The organism is Leclercia sp. 119287 (genome assembly GCF_009734485.1).
Taxonomy (GTDB): Bacteria; Pseudomonadota; Gammaproteobacteria; order Enterobacterales; family Enterobacteriaceae; genus Enterobacter; species Enterobacter adecarboxylatus_C.
In genome coordinates this window covers 2044628-2062048 of the sequence record NZ_CP046445.1, presented here as the reverse complement: position 1 = coordinate 2062048, position 17421 = coordinate 2044628, and the positions used below count along the sequence as shown (strand labels likewise).

The window sequence follows — 17421 nt, the reverse complement described above, 5'->3', positions numbered from 1 at the left end:
CTCCTGTACTGACGCGGGTTGCCCCGCGTCATACGACATCAGAATTTCAGTGCGAGGGCGATCTCTTCTTCGCTCTCTTCTTCATCAATGGTGGTCTGAGCCTTATTGGCGATGGCGACGAACGGCATGTAGAGCAGGGTTGCCACACCAAGGTTAAATATCGCCAGCAGGAAGGCCGCTACGCTGCCGTTGGTGTTAAAGAAGGCACCCAGGCCCGCTGGCATAGTCCATGGCGCAATGTTGGTTACCGGCGGGATTATCCCCAGGTAGTAGGCAGTCAGAGTTATGCCGGCCAGCAGCGGTTGCACCAGGATGAACGGAATGAACATCACCGGGTTCATAATAATCGGCAGACCGAAGAGGATAGGCTCGTTAATCTGGAAGATGCCTGATGGCAGTGCCAGCTTCGCCACCTGACGGTGATCCGCACGACGGGAGGTGATAAAGACCGCGATAATCAAGCCCAGCGTCGCCCCGGTACCGCCCAGGAAGATATAGGAGTCGAGCATCGGTTTGGCCCACACGTGGAAGGTTTTACCCGCCGCCAGCGCCGCATCAACGGAGCCGTACTGCTGATAAAGCGCCACGTTTTCCAGCGCCCATGGGGTCATGATGCCGCTGTCCAGCGCAGCCAGCGCCAGAGAGCCGTGAACACCGAAGAACCACAGCAGGGAGGTGAAAATCACGTAAGCCCAGCCCACGACACCACCCATAGAGGCCAGCGGTGTGGAGATGGTATCCATAATGATCTGGTGGAAGTTGGTGCCCCAGTGAGAGAGCGCCCAGGCGATGGTCCCCATGATGGAGAGAATAATAAAGCCTGGGATCAGCGCCGAGAAGGAGCGGGACACCGACGCCGGCACGCTGTCAGGTAAACGAATCACCCAGTTGCGACGAATAATAAAGGTAAACATTTCCGCCACGACCAGGCCGATCACGATACCGGAAATGATGTTTGCCCCGCCCAGCCAGTTGGCCCCTACCGCGTACGCTTCACCGACGCTGTATGGGGTCACGGTCATAAAGGCAGCGACGGATAATAAACCGGCGGCCAGCGAGTCGACTTTACGCTCTTCTGCCAACGCCATCCCAATAAAGAAAGGCGCCATCAGCGACATAATACCCAGCGTACCGTTGTACACATTGCCGCCGATGGCCTTGAAACCATTTAACGTTTCAATAGTTGAGGGATCTAAACGAACACCTAATGAATAGAAAAATGAACCATCACCGAAGCTAAGAAAAACGTTGTTAATTAAAACGAACATGGCCCCGGCCAGGGTTAACGGCATTACTTTAATAAAGCCGTTTTTAATGGCGTTGACATGCGGTTGCTTTCCTATTTTAACTGCAAAAGGAAGGAGTACCTTTTCAAGCGCAGCAATAAATCTACTCATAGAAAATGCCCTTAAATGCCGCAATAATATTGCGGCGTAAGTGTGTGTGAAATTGCTCTTTGACGGGAAAAATAAAAAATTAAATTAATTAGCAGCTTTTTTAATCGCTGCTACAGCAGCTTTAAGAACACCCAAACCATCCACTTTGCCGTACAGCGCAGAGTCGATCACTTCAACCGGTTTATTCGGTAACAGACGTTGAATCTCCGGCAACATATAGGCAATTTGCGGCCCTAACAGCACCACATCCGCCTGGGTCCCTTTCTCGCCTGCCAGCGTTTCCGGGAAGGCTTCAATCACAACCGGTACTTCGTACTTCTCTGCCTGCGCGCGCATCTTTGACACCAGCAGTGACGTTGACATGCCCGCCGAGCAAAACAGATAGATATGTTTCTTTTCCATAGCAATTTCCCTCTTATATGCTCACCGCTTTCGCCGCGATATCCCCGCCTTGACCGACCGGATTCCCTCGCTGGCGTATCTGATGGATGGAGTATACGGCAACTGATTTCCCAGGGATAATTCGAAAGAGACTACAATTGTCTCTCCTTGACCTGTCGTTATGACCACCTTCACATTTTAGGTAAATAATTCGCGGTGAGAATTAAGATGTGTAGAGACGTAAAAAAACCGGCCATGCGGCCGGTTTGTCTCTTTGCTCAGGAAAAGGCGTTATCAGGCCTTAGGTGCCTGCGGATCGGTATCGTATTCCGCACAGGTCTGGTAGCCGGAGTTAATCACGTGGCCAGTATCGTCGAGGGCCACAAAGTAAGTTTCTGTTTTACCATCACGTTGACCCAGGATGTAGGTCTGGCAGGTACCGCGGGCGTGGATCATCGTCACTTCTGATGACGGCTTACCGGCAAGCTGCTGTACCTGTGCACGGCTCATCCCTTTTTTAACGTCTTTTACGACGGGCTCTTTAAACTGGTCCGTCGTACGGTCATACGCGGTACACCCTGCCAGCAAAGTCATTACAGCCGCTGCGCCTAACATTCCTGCTAAATTCTTGTTCATATTCCGTCCTCTTGTTTATCAGCGTGTTATGTAAGCCTGGAATAGAAAATCACATTTTTCAACCTTAAGCGTGACGGCAAAGTTTTTTCGGAAAATTCCTGTAAAGCACGCATAAGCTGCTAAATCGGCCTGGTTCGCCCAATTCAAATGTGTGATCCTTGTCGTTTTCCGCATGACGAGTTAGCTTTAACAGAACATTCATCAGGCAAATTTGTGTAACGGAGGGGCTAAATGGCTCTGCAACAAGAAATTATCCAGGCGCTGGGTGCCAAAGCCACCATCAATGCGGAAGAAGAGATCCGCCGTAGCGTCGATTTTTTGAAATCCTATTTAACACGCTTCCCGTTTCTGAAGACGCTGGTGCTGGGCATCAGCGGCGGTCAGGACTCCACCCTCGCCGGGAAGCTCGCCCAGATGGCGATCAGCGAACTGCGCGCCGAAACGGGTAATGAATCCCTGCAGTTTATCGCGGTGCGCCTGCCCTTCGGCGTGCAGTTTGACGAGCAGGATTGCCAGGATGCCCTCGAATTCATTCAGGCGGATCGCGTCCTGACCGTAAACATTAAAGAAGCGGTGCTGGCCAGCGAAAAGGCATTGCGCGACGCGGGTATTGAGCTGAGCGACTTCGTGCGCGGCAATGAAAAGGCCCGCGAGCGCATGAAAGCCCAGTACAGCATCGCCGGGATGACCAGCGGCGTGGTGGTGGGCACTGACCATGCGGCCGAAGCGCTGACCGGTTTCTTCACCAAATATGGCGACGGCGGCACCGACATTAACCCGCTGTTCCGTCTCAACAAGCGCCAGGGCAAACAGCTGCTGGCCGCGCTGGGCTGCCCGGAGCATCTTTACAAAAAAGCCCCTACCGCGGATCTGGAAGACGATCGCCCTTCCCTGCCGGATGAAGCCGCGCTGGGCGTGACCTATGAAAACATTGACGATTATCTGGAAGGCAAGACGCTGGATGAAGGCACCGCCCGCATTATTGAAGGCTGGTATCTGAAGACCGAACACAAACGTCGCCCGCCGATCACGGTATTCGACGACTTCTGGAAACAATAATTATGACGGGGCGGCATCTGCCGCCTCTTTTTTAACCACACCACAGCTGCTACACTGTATGCCTGAACAGTATCAGGAGTAAGTTGTGAGCAGGCGTCAATCGGCACCGCGGCTTGAATTCGAAGCGGCAGCTATCTATGAATATCCCGAACATCTGCGCCCGTGGCTTGAGGCACTGCCCAAGCAGCCTGGCGTCTACTTCTTCCATGGCGACAGCGACGCCATGCCCCTTTATATCGGTAAAAGCGTAAATATTCGCAGCCGGGTGCTGTCACATCTGCGTACCCCGGACGAGGCCGCCATGCTGCGCCAGTCTCGACGTATCACCTGGATCCAGACCGCGGGTGAGCTGGGCGCTCTGCTGCTTGAGGCGCGCTTGATTAAGGAGCAACAACCGCTGTTCAATAAACGGCTGCGCCGCAATCGCCAGCTCTGCTCCCTGCAAATCACCGAGGGTAAACCGCAGATCGTGTACGCCCGCGAGGTCGATTTTTCACACACGCCGAATCTGTTTGGCCTCTTCGCCAACCGCCGTGCGGCGCTGCAAACCCTGCAGACGCTGGCCGATGATCGCCAGCTCTGTTACGGCCTGCTGGGGCTGGAGTCGCTAAGCCGCGGGCGGGCCTGCTTCCGTTCCGCTCTGAAGCGCTGCGCGGGCGCGTGCTGCGGGAAAGAGAGCGTTGAGGATCATCAGCAGCGTTTAGTCGAGGGATTGCAGGCGATAGGCGTCACCTGCTGGCCGTGGGACAGCGCCGTGGCGCTGAAAGAGTCGCGCCCGGACATGACCCACTACCATATCATCCATAACTGGCTCTGGCTGGGAGCGGTCGACAGTCTGGACGAGGCGGCGGACCTGCTGCGCACGCCCGCCGGTTTCGATCAGGATGGGTATAAAATTCTCTGCAAGCCCTTGCTGACCGGCAACTACGAGATCATTCCGCTCAGTGTCCCGGAAGCCAGAAAATCTCGCTGAACAGCAGGGTTCCCTCTTCCTTCAGCAGCCGCAGCGTATGGTCGCCCTCATGCCACCATGCGCCCTGATCGGCGGTGAGCAGCTTCTCCCCCAGCTGCCAGGCGCCGCTCAGCACAAACACCACCCCGCCGCGTGAGGCAAAGGTGGTGAAGGTGCGGTCCGCCACGCGCACCTTTGCCCGGCAGCGATCCCGGCGGGTCATAATATTGAAATCCATCGACATCTGTCCTTCCAGCAGCTGCGCCTTTACCGGCAGGTCGCCGGCAAAGCTGAAGGGCTGATGACGCTGCAGTGTGTGAGTAAAAGCCTTTCCGCCATCCAGATGGACCTCCCCCCCCTCCAGCAGGGTGATCACCCGATCGACGCCGGGTGATACGGAAAAGTCACCGTTACTGGCCAGAGAGGCAATACTGGCACGCCAGTTAAATTCCCGGGTTGCGGGGGGAAAACAACATATTTCGCGCGTCTCACCGGCCCCGTTGCGCCAGAGGCTGATCGGCATTTTGCGGATATCAAAGAATTCCATCACCACTCCGAATGGCGCAATACGCGCCAGAGCAACCCGCGCAGGGCGGTCGCATTTTGATTGTTATCGTTAGGTCATCACTGGGTAGTATCGGCAGATGTGCACAACGGCCTTAGCATGACGACGAAAAAATCCGTAACGCCAGAAATTTCAATCACATTCTGCAAAGCGATAACAGGAGAATACCGGGATGGCGGCGGCTGGCAAGAGGGGAGAAAAGAAAAAACCGCCGGACCTGTCCACAGCGTATTCGCTTGGGTGAACAGGACTCCGGCGGTCTTGAATGGCTGAACCGATTATTCGGCTGGTGGGGTCATTTTACCTTCCGGCGCGGAACGTTCTGTCAGACGCTTCTCAAAATTCGCATCGAACTGTTTTTTCTGTTCCGGGGTCAGGATGTTGTAAATCTTGTTCTGGGTTTCCATATGCGCCAGCATGCGGGCTTTGTTCTGCTCGGCCATCTTATCGACCTGCGCCTGGGCTTTCGCTTTATCGAAGCTGTCGCTGGCAATGATGTCATGCATTGCGCGGCGCTCTTCTACCGGCGGACGTTTCATCTGGTCACGCTGGCTTTTCATGATGTCGCGGATCTGCGTTTTCTGCGCATCCGTCAGGTTCAGGTCTTTAAACATCATGTCGTGATGCATACCCGGCTTACCTTTGTGATGCATCATTTTGCTTTCGGTCGGTGCTGCCGTCGTGGTGGCGGTATCTGCGGCGAACGCCGCGCTGGTAGCGCCCAGAGCCAGGGTAGAGGCAACAAACAGTGCAGTTAATTTACGCATAATTTTGTCCTTCCTTTCAGTTATTCTTCGGCGCTATGCCGTGTTGACGAGATTCACTTTACGGGGTTTATCGTCAATTAATCAGAGCAAGGGTAAAACAATGAAAGTGTAAAAAACAAATTATCGCCAAATATGGAGGAAATAAGGATAAAGCGTGGAGAGTTGAAACAAAAATATTCATCTGAATGATTTTAAAGAGATTGTGAAGGAGTATACCGGGAGAAAGATTAATAATAAAGCAAACAGCCAGGAATAATCTGTAATAAAACGGCAGCCAAATGAAATGGCTGGGAAAATAAACAACCCCACCGTGTTATGCTGATGGGGCCGGAGGGTTTCAGGTTATTTTTTCCAGCATCAGCCCGGCTCGTAAACCGAAGGCCACGGCAGGATTCGGGAACAGAACATACTCCGTCGGGTGGTGTACTTCATAGCGTTCCTCGCCATCCTCTGCCAGCAAACTGCCCTGGCGGAACGGGGTAAAGTTCAGGGTATGCGCCGCCATGTGCAGCACAAAAGCTTCGCTGCGGCGGGTGATCTGCTGCACCACCCGGTACTGCTGGACAGGATCAGCATGCTGCCCTGGCGCCTCGCCACTCAGCAAGGCATACAGCGCCTGATGGGTAGTGGCAAAGCGAGTCAGATCGTTATGGCCGAACGGCAGCGCCTTGCCCAGCTCCAGGGTACAGGCCAGGGCACCAAAACGTTCGCAGCTGAAATGGGTGAAGGTGCCGCCCGGCGCCTGATGAAAGACCAACGCCTCCAGCCCGGCATCTCCAAGCCACTGAATAAAGGCTTCATCCCAGGGTTGACTGCGCTGGGGCAGCACGCCAAAACGCTCATGATAAGAGGCGCGGATGGCAGTATGCAGATCCAGATGCCAGCGATCGTCCCCCGCCTGCTGGTAAAACCCTGTCACCAACTCCTCCAGCAGGGGCGCCCGCGCGGTCTCGTCGCAGGCCGGAAACTGCGCCCCGCGCCCGCTGAACAGACGATTGATATCGCAGGTGAGATAGCGCTTGCCGGCCCTCAGCGCCGGAGGGTTACCGTAGATGACCAGCAGGCGGCAGCGCAGCGTCAGTTCGCCGCGAAACAGCGCCCGCACCAGCAGGTCGACAATTTCCACCGGTGCGGTTTCATTGCCGTGGATCCCGGCCGAGAGCACCAGGGAGCGCGTGCTTGCGACCTCCGGCGTCAGCTCCAACACCCCGCGTGCCAGCCAGCGCCAGTGAAACGATGCCCCTCTGCCTTCGTGGTGGGGAGGCATTTCATCGGCCATCGTCAGCGCCAGAAAGTTGTCCATCACGCCTCCTTTATTGCTGGAACGGGTAGACAGACCCGAGCTGCAAAATTTGGGTCAGAGCATCCAGCGCCTCGCGCCCTTCGCGCAGCAGCTGCGGATCCACCAGGTCAGCCAGGGTCAGGCGATCGCGGTAGTAGCGGTCCACCCAGTCATTGAGGGTATTGAACAGGGTCTCGTTCATCATTACCGCCGGGTTGACCGCCCGCTGCTCCTCGGGAGTCAGTACCACGCGCAGGCGCAGACAGGCCGGGCCACCGCCGTTAGCCATGCTCTCGCGCAGATCGAATACCCGCAGCTCGCTGATAGGGTTATCCTCCGCCACCAGACCACTCAGATAACGCCAGACGCCCGGGTGATCCTGCGACTCCTGCGGCAGGACCAGCATCATGCTACCGTCGTCCCGGCTCAACAGCTGGCTGTTAAACAGATAGGTCGCGACCGCGTCCTGCACCGAGACCGCCTCAGTCGGCACTTCGATGGGCATAAAGCCGGGCACCCGCTCGCGCAGGGCCTCCAGCAGCGCGGCCTGATGCACAAACGCCTGCTCATGGCAGAACAGCACCTGGCGGTTCGATACGGCAATCACGTCGTTATGGAACACCCCCTGGTCAATCACCTGCGGGTTTTGCTGGGCAAACATCAGCTGCCCGGGGTTAACCTGGTTTAGCCGGGCAACCGCCTGGCTTGCGGCCAGGGTCTGGCGTGCCGGGTAGCGGGCCGGTGCCTCATTGCCCCCCTCTTCCCGACCGTAAACAAACAGCTGCAGGCCCGGCTCGCCGTAGTCGCCGCCGAGGCGGTTATGGTTGGCCGCCCCTTCGTCACCGAACATCGCCACCTGCGGCAGCGCCGTATGAACGCTGAAACGGGATTCATCGCGAAAAAGAGCGCGCAGCACCTTTTCGGTGGTGCCGGCTTCGCTGGCGCGGTGGAATTTGTTGTTGAGGTTAGCCACCGTCAGATGCACTTTGCCGTCGAGAGTGTCCGCCGACGGCGCCACGGTCGCGGCATTGGCTACCCACATCGAGGAGGCCGAACTGGCAGCGGATAGCAGCTGTGGCATCTGAGTGCCTGCCTTCTCCACCACCTGTTCATCGGTGCCGGTAAAACCGAGCTGGCGCAGTACGCCGACGTTAGGCCGCTCCTGAGGCGGGATCACCGCCTGGGGAAAGCCCGCATCCGCCAGCGCCTTCATCTTTAACAGCCCCTGCTTTGCCGCCAGTTGCGGGTTGGAGATCTGAAAACGGTGTTTCGTGGAGGCCTCATTGCCGAACGACAGCCCGGCATAATGGTGGGTCAGGCCTACCAGCCCGTCAAAGTTAACTTCACGCGCTTTCATGGCGCTTCTCCCGAGTAAAATCGAGGCCCGGACTCAGCTGCTCCGGCAGGACAATGGCCGGAGTTTCGAGGCTCGCCATCGGCCAGGCACAGTAATCCGCCGCATACCAGGCGCTGGCGCGGTGGTTGCCGGAGGCCCCTACGCCGCCAAAGGGCGCAGTACTGGCCGCGCCGGTGAGCGGTTTGTTCCAGTTAACGATCCCGGCGCGAGCCTCCAGCAGCAGCTGGTCGAACTTCTCGCGATCCGGGGAGATCAGCCCGCACGACAGGCCGTAGCGCGTGGTGTTAGCCATCGCGATGGCCTGGTCGAAATCGTCATAGCGCCAGACGCAGAGCAGCGGACCGAAGACCTCTTCGTCCGGTACATCGCGCACCCCGGTCATCTCAACAATGCCCGGCGTCAATAAAGAGGTGCCCGCCTTCACCAGACGCGGATCCAGTAGCGACTGGCCGCCACGGGCGACATGTTCCCGCCAGACGTGATAGACGTTTTTCGCCGCCTGTTCGGAGATCAGCCCGCCGATAAAAGGCTGGTCGCTGGCATCCCACTCGCCCGGCAGCAGATGTGCACTCACCTCCACCAGACGGGCGAGGAAGGCGTCACCCTCGGCACCGCTTTTTACCAGCAGACGACGGGCGCAGGTGCAGCGCTGTCCGGCGGTGATAAAGGCCGAATGGATGGTCAGATGAACCGCGGCGTCGATGTCAGCCGGATCGTCGACGATCAGGGCATTGTTGCCGCCCATCTCGAGGGCCAGAATTTTTTCCGGCTGTCCAGCCAGCTGGCGGTGCAGCTGGTAGCCGGTGCCGGCGCTGCCGGTAAACAGCAGCCCGTCAATGTCGCGCAGCGCACTCAGCGCCTGGCCGGTTTCGCGCCCGCCCTGTACCAGATTGAGCACGCCCGGCGGCAGCCCGGCCTGCTCCCACAGTTTGACGACCGCCTCCCCGCTCCACGGCGTCAGCTCGCTCGGCTTGAAGATCACAGCGTTACCCGCCAGCAGCGCGGGCACGATATGGCCGTTCGGCAGATGGCCGGGGAAGTTATAGGGGCCGAACACCGCCAGCACGCCGTGCGGGCGGTGGCGCAGGGTGGCGGCGCCGTCGGCCATCTCGGTACGCTGCTCGCCGGTGCGGGTGTGGTAGGCCTTCACCGAAATGGCGATTTTGTTGATCATCGCGGTGATTTCGGTCGCCGCTTCCCAGCGCGGTTTGCCGGTTTCGCTGGCAATGATGCGGGTCAGCTCCTGTTTGTTGGCCTCCAGCAGGGCGGCAAATTTCTCAACGATAGCCTGACGGGCGCTGAACGGCAGCCTCGCCCAGCCCGGGAAGGCGGCGCGCGCCGCACGGCACGCCTGCTCAACCTGCGCGGCGCTGGCGTCCGCCCCCTGCCATAACACCTCCTGACCTACCGGATTGTGTTTGGTGCGTGGTTCACCTTCGCCGGTCACCCAGTCGCCGTTAATCCATAAGTTCATGCTGTTTTCTCCTCGGGGCACAGGCGCACCATGCGAATACGATCGCCGGCGCGGCATTTCAGGGCATCCAGCTGGGCTGGGGTCAGCACCAGACGTTCACAGTCAGGATCCACGCGGATCAACGTGGCGCGGAACTGGTCATATTGTTCATTGGCCACCAGGCAGGCGGGCCACTCGCCCGGCGCAGGCTGGCCTTCGGCCACCTCTACCAGACGGCTTTTACGGATCGCCCGCACCCGGTCGATGTCGCACTCCAGCGTCGGGCCGCCGTCAAAGATGTCGACATAGTTACGGTAGCGGAACCCTTCTTTCTCCAGTACCGCGCGCGCCGGGGCGGTTTGCGGATGCACCTGGCCAATCACGGCCTGCGCTTCAGGGCTGAGGAAATAGGTATAGATAGGATGTTTTGGCATCAGCTCGGCAATAAAGGCTTTCTGCCCGGTACCGCACAGATAGTCGGCCTTGCTGAACTCCATCGAGAAGAAGCGCTCCCCCAGGCTTTGCCAGAACGGCGAGAAGCCGGTTTCGTCGATCACGCCGCGCATCTCGGCCACCACTTTTTCGTTAAAGCGGTCGCGGAAGGCGGCCATAAAGAGAAAGCGCGATTTGGAGAGCAGATAACCGTTGCCCTCCTTGCGCCATTCCGGATCGAGAAACAGCGTGCACAGCTCGCTGCTGCCGGTGTGATCGTTGCTGAGGAACAGCGTCGGCAGCGCGTTGTAGACGTTCAGCTCTTTCGAAGCGTGCACCAGGGTGCCGACACGGTAGTTGTACCAGGGATCGTTCAGACCCACCGCCACCTCAATGGCGCAGATTCCGGCCACGGTGCCGCTGTCGGTATCCTCCAGCACAAACACGTAGCCCTGTTCGCCTTTCGGCAGCGTCCCTTGCCAGGTCTCCAGCGAGCGCTCAATGCGCGCCGAGAGGGTATTTTCATCAACGGGAAGCGAGGTCAACCCGCCTCCTGTCTTACCGGCAAGCTGCATGAGGGCGGATAAATCACCGCGCTCAATGGGACGGATGACCATCATGATGACACCCCGGACTTCACACGTTCACAGGCCAGCGCGAAGCGATCTAACCCGGTCTGCACTTCTTCCTCGCTGACGATCAGCGCAGGCGCGAAGCGCACCACGTTAGCCCCGGCGATCAACACCATCACGCCCGCTTTTGCCGCTTCCTGTGAAATAAGTTTAGCTTTTCCGGCGAACTCCTCCGTGAGCACGCAGCCAATCAGCAGCCCCAGACCGCGGATTTCTTTGAACAGGCCGGTTTTGGCGTTAATGGCCTGCAGGCGCTCGACAAACCACTCATGACGCTGCCTGACGCCGGTCAGCACTTCCGGGGTGTTGATGATATCCAGCACCTGACCGGCCACCGCCGACGCCAGCGGGTTACCGCCGTAGGTGGTGCCGTGGGTGCCGACGGTCATCACCCGGGCGAATTTGTCGGTGGTGAGCATTGCCCCCACCGGGAAGCCGCCGCCGAGGGCCTTGGCGGTGGAGAGCACGTCCGGGATGACGCCGTAATGCATATAGGCATACAGCTCGCCGGTGCGGCCGACGCCGGTCTGAACTTCATCAAAAATCAGCACCGCGTTGTGGCGATCGCACAGCTCGCGCAGCCCCTGGAGGAAGGCTTTATCCCCAGGCAGCACGCCGCCCTCGCCCTGCATCGGCTCGACGATCACCGCGCAGGTGGTGTCGTCGATCAGCTCGCTGGCGGATTGCAGATCGTTATAGATCGCGTGACGGATATCCGGCGGCAGCGGCGCAAAGTCCTGGGAATAAGAGGGCTGACCGCCCGCGCTGACGGTAAAAAGGGTGCGGCCGTGGAAGGCATTTTTGAAAGCGACGATGCCGCTTTTCTGGCTGCCAAAGTTGTCGTGGGCATATTTACGCGCCAGCTTCAGCGCCGCTTCGTTAGCTTCGGCCCCGGAGTTACAGAAGAACACTTTTTCGGCGAAGGTGGCGTCGATCAGTTTTTTCGCCAGGCGCAGCGCCGGTTCGTTGGTGTACCCGTTCCCGGTATGCCAGAACTTCGCCGCCTGGTCATTCAGCGCCTGTCGCAGCGCCGGATGGGCGTGACCCAGGGCGTTAACCGCAATGCCGCCGGCGAAGTCGATATACTCTTTGCCCTGCTGATCCCACAGGCGTGAGCCCTCTCCCCGTACCGGAATAAAAGCCGCCGGGGCGTAAACCGGCATCATCCATTCATCAAAGTTTTCACGCGTAATTGACAGAGACATAGCGACCTCATCCGGTAAATAAAAGGTTGATTAAATGTTAAATATTTTAGTGTTTACGCTGTAAATGTAGATTGCAGCGATCGTGCCAGCCAGCGATAAAAATGCATAAACGGGATGGGGGAACGTAATATCAACAGGTTACGATATGGAGTTATTCACTGTTATTGCATATAAAGTGAATATTTTTACAACAAGCGCGGCTTTGCCGGATGAAAAACAGCTGTTTTATGCAGAAGCCAAATATAATTCTGGAATTGTGATCGCTCGCGAAATTTGTGGTCCATTTACGCGCCATCGCAGGGCATCACGCGCCAGATCGGTGCAAAAATTGCACTGTCAGTACGATCTATCGCAGAAATGGCTGGAACATACGCAGCGGCGGCAGTCAGCCCAACGAAATTCTGCTACCATCCTTGCACTATTCACCTTGCACTGGCAGCGACTATGAAATTTGTCTCTTTTAATATCAACGGCCTGCGCGCCCGTCCTCATCAACTGCAAGCCATCGTTGAGCAGCATCAGCCTGACGTTATCGGCCTGCAGGAGACAAAAGTTCACGACGATATGTTCCCTCTGGAAGAGGTGGCAAAACTGGGTTACAACGTCTTTTATCACGGCCAGAAAGGCCATTACGGTGTGGCGCTGCTCACTAAAGAGACGCCCGTCTCGGTGCGTCGCGGCTTCCCGGGGGACGGTGAAGATTCCCAGCGCCGCATCATCATGGCGGAAATTCCTTCGCCGCTGGGCAACATCACCGTGATCAATGGCTACTTCCCGCAGGGCGAGAGCCGCGACCATCCGCTGAAGTTCCCGGCTAAAGAGAAGTTCTACCAGGATCTGCAGTCCTTCCTCGAAACCGAGTTGAACAAAGAGAATCCGGTGCTGATCATGGGTGACATGAACATCAGCCATACCGATCTGGATATCGGCATCGGCGAAGACAGCCGCAAACGCTGGCTCCGCGCCGGGAAGTGCTCCTTCCTGCCGGAAGAGCGCGAGTGGATGGCGCGTCTGATGGACTGGGGTCTGGTGGATACCTTCCGCCACGCCAACCCGGAGACCCAGGATCGCTTCTCGTGGTTTGATTACCGCTCCAGAGGCTTTGACGATAACCGCGGCCTGCGCATCGACCTGCTGCTGGCAAGCGCGCCGCTGGCAGAGCGCTGCATTGAAACCGGGATCGATTACGAGATCCGCAGCATGGAAAAACCGTCCGACCACGCCCCGGTATGGGCGACATTCGACGTAAAATGAATGGCGGCAAACGTCCGTAAAATCACACTTCTGTGCGCCCTTCTGGGCGCATTTGTTGTTATTTATACGCAACTGCCTCCCGGCGTCCTGACGCTGGAAAATCTTCAGGCCCGGCATCAGGCGCTGCTGCTTTACTGCCAGCAGGCGCCACTGCAAAGCGCCGCGCTCTTTTTCATTCTCTATGTGCTGGTCACCACCCTGTCGCTGCCGGGGGCTGCGCTGCTGACCCTGCTCGGCGGGGCGCTGTTCGGCCTCTGGCCGGGGATTTTGCTGGTCTCCTTCGCCGCCACGCTTGGCGCCACGCTGGCGATGCTGGTCAGCCGCTATCTGCTGCGCGACTGGGTGCAGCGCCGCTTTGCCGGGCCGATGCGCACCGTGAATGACGGAGTTGCCCGCGACGGGGTTTTTTATCTGTTTGCCCTGCGCCTGATGCCGCTGTTTCCTTTCTTTATGGTCAACCTGCTGGCCGGGGTGACGACCCTCGGGGTACGGCGCTACTGGTGGGTCAGCCAGCTCGGGATGCTGCCCGGTGCGGTGGTTTTTCTCAATGCCGGCCACCAGTTAGGGCAGATCGCCTCGCTGCGTGATATCCTCTCGCCGGGCGTGGTTTTCGCCTTTACGTTACTGGGACTGCTGCCGCTGATTACCCGCTGGCTGTTTGCCCGCTTTTCCCGCACTTCTCCATAACAGGGGGCATTATGCGCCGTGCGCGTTTTTGCATGTTGTTAACCGGCCTGCTGATGGCAGGGCCGGCGCTGGCTGATGACAGCTGGCAGAAAACTAAAGAGGAGGCCCGGGGCAAGACCGTCTGGTTTAACGCCTGGGGCGGCGATGAGGCGGTAAACCGCTATCTGGACTGGGTGAGCGGCGAGATGAAAACCCACTACGCCATTACCCTGAAGATTGTCCGTCTGGCGGATGCCGCCGACGCGGTAAAACGCATCCAGACCGAGGCCAGCGCCGGGCGTAAAACCAACGGCTCGGTCGATCTGCTGTGGGTCAACGGCGAGAACTTCCGCACCCTGAAAACCGCCGGGCTGCTGCAGACCGGATGGGCACAAAGCCTGCCCAACTGGCGCTATGTGGATACGACTAAACCGGTGACGGAAGATTTCGCTATTCCGACCGAGGGGGCTGAGTCGCCATGGGGCAGCGCCCAGCTCACCTTTATCGCCAGCCGCAAGACCCTGCCGCAACCGCTGTCGGACCCGCAGGCGCTGCTGGCGTACGCCACCCAACATCCCGGTACCGTCACCTATCCGCGACCGCCCGACTTTACCGGCACCGCGTTTCTGGAACAGCTCCTGCTGACGCAAACCACCCTGCCGGAGGCGCTGAAGCAGCTGCCGGACAACGCCAGTTTCGCTGCGGTCACCGCCCCGCTGTGGGCGTATCTGGATAAGCTGCATCCCCATCTGTGGCGCGAGGGTAAAGATTTCCCGCCGTCACCGGCGCGGATGGATGCCCTGCTGGCAAGTGGCAATTTAGGGCTATCCATCACCTTTAACCCGGCCCACGCGCGGCAAAAAGTGAACAGCAACGAGCTGCCCGCTGACAGCTACAGCTTTGGTTTTCAACAGGGGATGATCGGCAACGTGCACTTTGTGACGATCCCGGCCAATGCCTCTGCCAGCGCGGGCGCGAAGGTCGTGGCTAACTTTTTACTCTCCCCGCAGGCGCAGATCCGCAAGGCGGATCCCGCCAACTGGGGCGATCCGAGCGTGCTGGATCCACAGACCTTGCCTGCCGCTGAGGCCGCAGCGTTGCGTCAGTTTATCCCGGCAGGACTCCCGGCCACGCTCGCGGAACCGCACGCCGCCTGGGTTAACGCGTTGGAGCAGGAATGGCTGCGTCGCTACGGCACCCACTAAGCGGGCTCGCCTGGCTGCTGATGGCGGCGGTGTATCTGCCGCTGCTGCCCGCCGTTGCCCTGCTGTTACCGCCGATCTTCTCCCTGGAGAACTGGCGGGCTCTGGCAGCGGATCCGCAGCTGCCGCAGGCGCTGATCGCCACCCTGGTGTCCACCCTGATTGCCGCCGTCGGGGCGCTACTGCTGGCGCTGGCGGTGGTGGCCGCGCTGTGGCCCGGCAGCCGCTGGCGACGGCTGTGCAACCACCTGCCCTGGCTGCTGGCGATCCCCCACGTGGCGTTTGCGGTCAGCGTGCTGCTGATTTTTGCCGAAGGCGGCGAGCTCTACCGCCTCTGTTCGTTCTGCTCCCCGGTGCTGGATCGCTACGGAATTGGCCTTGGCCTGACCCTCGCTATCAAGGAGAGCGCGTTTGTTCTCTGGGCGATTTACGCCTCGCTGCCGGAAAAAGATCTGGTGCAAAAAGTGACCGTGCTGCGTTCGCTGGGCTATGGCCGCTGGCAGGCGCTGCGCTGGCTGATCCTGCCCGCCATTGCCCCCGCGCTGGGGGCGGTGATGCTGGCGACGATCGCCTGGACGCTGTCGGTGGTGGACGTGGCCCTGATCCTCGGACCGGGAAACCCTCCTACCCTCGCCGTGCTGGCCTGGCAGTGGCTTTCACAGGGGGATACACAACAGCAGGCCAAAGGGATGCTGGTCTGTGCGATCCTGCTGATCATCCTGGAGCCGATCGCCGTCGCGCTGTTTCTCTGCTGGCGACGCTGGAAACGCACTATCCCGGACGTCTCCGGGGATCGCCCGACGCCGCGCCCGCTGCGGGTGGGACGCGCCTGCGCCCTGCTGCTGCCCCTGGCGGGCCTCGTCAGCGTGGCGATCCTGGTGCTGGTGGCGGGCGATGCCCGCGTCTCCCGCGACGCGGCGGCGGTGAGCCTGTCGCTGGGTCTCTGTTCGGCGGCGCTTGCGCTGGGAATGATCCTGCTCTGGCTGGAGTGGGGCCCGCAGCGCGGGGGCTTCTGGGTCTGGCTACCGCTGGCGCTCCCCGCCCTGCCGCTGGTGGCCGGACAGTATCAGCTGGCGCTGCTGATGCAGCTCGACGGAGAGTGGATTGCCGTGCTGTGGGGTCATTTACTGTGGGTGCTGCCGTGGATGCTGCTGGTGATGCAGCCGGCCTGGCGCCGACTCGATCCGCGCCTGATCCTGATCGCCCGCACCCTCGGCTGGGGATCGCTTAAAATATTCTGGCTGGTCAAATGCCCGCAGATGATCCGTCCGGCGCTAACCGCCTTTGCGGTCGGATTTTCCGTCAGTATGGCGCAGTATCTGCCCACCCTGTGGCTGGGCAGCGGCCGGTACGCCACGCTGACCACCGACGCCGTGGCGCTCAGCAGCGGCGGCAGTAGCGCCGTGCTGGCGGCCCAGGCGCTGTGGCAGCTGCTGCTACCGATGCTGGTCTTTGCCGCCTGCATCCTGCTTTCCCGGCTGGTGGGCCGCTTTCGACAGGGGTTACGTTAATGCTGATAGTTAAGGATGTTTCGCTCTCGCTGCGCCAGACGACGCTGCTGCACAACGTCAGTTTCGAGGTGCCGCCTGGCGAAATACTCACCCTGATGGGCCCTTCCGGTAGCGGGAAATCATCGCTGTTTGCCTGGATGGTGGGGGCTCTGCCCGGCGATTTTCGCGCTGCCGGAGAGCTGTGGATCAATTCCCGGCGCTGCGACACCCTGCCCACCGAGCTGCGGGGGCTCGGGCTGCTGTTTCAGGATGCGTTGCTCTTCGATCACTTCAGCGTCGGGCAGAATCTGCTGCTGGCGCTCCCGGCGGCGGTCAAAGGCGAGGCGCGCATACAGCAGGTTAACGACGCGCTGGACGCTGCGGAATTGAGCGGCTTCTTTCGTCGCGATCCCGCCACGCTCTCCGGCGGCCAGCGCGCCCGGGTGAGCCTGCTCCGCGCCCTGCTGGCTCAACCCCAGGCGCTGCTGCTCGACGAGCCTTTTAGCCGTCTGGATAAAAATCTGCGCGACCAGTTTCGCCGCTGGGTGTTTGCCGAAGTGCGTGCCCGGCGGATCCCGGTAGTACTGGTGACGCACGATGACGACGATATTCCCGCGAATGGGCAGATGCTGCCGATGGCAGGCTGGCAGTGAATCCCGTGACATCCTGCGCAAACGCAACGTTTTTTGTC

At 59.3% G+C, this 17421-nt stretch carries 18 protein-coding genes; 8 read left to right on the top strand and 10 right to left on the bottom strand.

The window, feature by feature from the left end; genetic code table 11:
• Window positions 1–38 precede the first annotated feature (38 nt).
• From chbC to osmE, 3 genes are all read right to left on the bottom strand, one after another.
• Window positions 39–1397, bottom strand: a complete 1359-nt coding sequence (gene chbC / locus GNG27_RS09960) for a PTS N,N'-diacetylchitobiose transporter subunit IIC (protein ID WP_156263573.1) — start codon at window positions 1395–1397, stop codon at window positions 39–41.
• Between the two features lie 84 nt (window positions 1398–1481).
• Complete coding sequence (gene chbB / locus GNG27_RS09955; protein WP_142489165.1) at window positions 1482–1799, bottom strand: PTS N,N'-diacetylchitobiose transporter subunit IIB; 318 nt, start codon at window positions 1797–1799, stop codon at window positions 1482–1484.
• 273 nt (window positions 1800–2072) lie between these two features.
• Window positions 2073–2414, bottom strand: coding sequence for an osmotically-inducible lipoprotein OsmE (gene osmE / locus GNG27_RS09950; protein WP_106993615.1), 342 nt, complete (start codon window positions 2412–2414; stop codon window positions 2073–2075).
• 231 nt (window positions 2415–2645) lie between these two features.
• Here osmE and nadE point away from each other — a divergent pair, with 231 nt between their 5' ends.
• A complete protein-coding gene (nadE, locus tag GNG27_RS09945; protein WP_156263572.1) occupies window positions 2646–3473 on the top strand; it encodes an ammonia-dependent NAD(+) synthetase in 828 nt (275 codons plus the stop codon).
• Window positions 3474–3558: 85 nt separating this feature from the next.
• A complete protein-coding gene (cho, locus tag GNG27_RS09940) occupies window positions 3559–4446 on the top strand; it encodes an excinuclease Cho (RefSeq protein WP_156263571.1) in 888 nt (295 codons plus the stop codon).
• On the opposite strand, the gene ves is transcribed toward cho, so the two are convergent.
• The 7 genes from ves to GNG27_RS09905 form a co-directional block, all read right to left on the bottom strand.
• Window positions 4415–4972 carry an environmental stress-induced protein Ves gene (ves, locus tag GNG27_RS09935; RefSeq protein ID WP_142489162.1) on the bottom strand — a complete coding sequence of 186 codons (558 nt, stop codon included), beginning with the start codon at window positions 4970–4972 and terminating at the stop codon, window positions 4415–4417. The two genes, cho and ves, sit on opposite strands and share 32 nt — an antisense overlap.
• Window positions 4973–5268: 296 nt before the next feature.
• Window positions 5269–5757: an ATP-independent periplasmic protein-refolding chaperone Spy gene (gene spy, locus GNG27_RS09930; RefSeq protein WP_142489161.1), complete on the bottom strand. Its 489-nt coding sequence runs from the start codon at window positions 5755–5757 to the stop codon at window positions 5269–5271.
• A gap of 337 nt (window positions 5758–6094) precedes the next feature.
• The gene (astE, locus tag GNG27_RS09925) at window positions 6095–7060 is read right to left on the bottom strand and encodes a succinylglutamate desuccinylase (protein ID WP_156263570.1); all 966 of its coding nucleotides are present in this window, start codon (window positions 7058–7060) and stop codon (window positions 6095–6097) included.
• Between the two features lie 10 nt (window positions 7061–7070).
• Entirely contained in the window at window positions 7071–8396 is a 1326-nt protein-coding gene (astB, locus tag GNG27_RS09920) for an N-succinylarginine dihydrolase (protein ID WP_156263569.1), read from the bottom strand.
• Window positions 8383–9870, bottom strand: coding sequence for a succinylglutamate-semialdehyde dehydrogenase (astD, locus tag GNG27_RS09915; protein WP_156263568.1), 1488 nt, complete (start codon window positions 9868–9870; stop codon window positions 8383–8385). Before astD ends, astB begins: the two co-directional genes overlap by 14 nt.
• The gene (astA, locus tag GNG27_RS09910) at window positions 9867–10901 is read right to left on the bottom strand and encodes an arginine N-succinyltransferase (RefSeq protein ID WP_142489157.1); all 1035 of its coding nucleotides are present in this window, start codon (window positions 10899–10901) and stop codon (window positions 9867–9869) included. Before astA ends, astD begins: the two co-directional genes overlap by 4 nt.
• Window positions 10898–12118, bottom strand: a complete 1221-nt coding sequence (locus GNG27_RS09905) for an aspartate aminotransferase family protein (protein ID WP_156263567.1) — start codon at window positions 12116–12118, stop codon at window positions 10898–10900. The genes astA and GNG27_RS09905 overlap by 4 nt, the downstream gene beginning before the upstream one ends.
• A gap of 145 nt (window positions 12119–12263) precedes the next feature.
• Between GNG27_RS09905 and GNG27_RS09900 the strand changes: the two genes are divergently transcribed.
• From GNG27_RS09900 to GNG27_RS09875, 6 genes are read left to right on the top strand one after another with little or no spacing between them, the layout of a single operon-like run.
• Window positions 12264–12566: a hypothetical protein gene (locus tag GNG27_RS09900; RefSeq protein WP_156263566.1), complete on the top strand. Its 303-nt coding sequence runs from the start codon at window positions 12264–12266 to the stop codon at window positions 12564–12566.
• Window positions 12563–13372, top strand: coding sequence for an exodeoxyribonuclease III (gene xthA, locus GNG27_RS09895; protein ID WP_142489154.1), 810 nt, complete (start codon window positions 12563–12565; stop codon window positions 13370–13372). Before GNG27_RS09900 ends, xthA begins: the two co-directional genes overlap by 4 nt.
• Window positions 13373–14059: a TVP38/TMEM64 family protein gene (locus GNG27_RS09890; RefSeq protein ID WP_156263565.1), complete on the top strand. Its 687-nt coding sequence runs from the start codon at window positions 13373–13375 to the stop codon at window positions 14057–14059. It begins immediately after the preceding gene.
• Window positions 14060–14070: 11 nt separating this feature from the next.
• On the top strand, window positions 14071–15243 hold the full coding sequence (locus GNG27_RS09885) for an ABC transporter substrate-binding protein (RefSeq protein ID WP_156263564.1): 1173 nt from the start codon (window positions 14071–14073) through the stop codon (window positions 15241–15243).
• Complete coding sequence (locus GNG27_RS09880; protein WP_156263563.1) at window positions 15216–16751, top strand: ABC transporter permease subunit; 1536 nt, start codon at window positions 15216–15218, stop codon at window positions 16749–16751. The genes GNG27_RS09885 and GNG27_RS09880 overlap by 28 nt, the downstream gene beginning before the upstream one ends.
• On the top strand, window positions 16751–17383 hold the full coding sequence (locus GNG27_RS09875) for an ATP-binding cassette domain-containing protein (RefSeq protein WP_156263562.1): 633 nt from the start codon (window positions 16751–16753) through the stop codon (window positions 17381–17383). The genes GNG27_RS09880 and GNG27_RS09875 overlap by 1 nt, the downstream gene beginning before the upstream one ends.
• Window positions 17384–17421 lie beyond the last annotated feature (38 nt).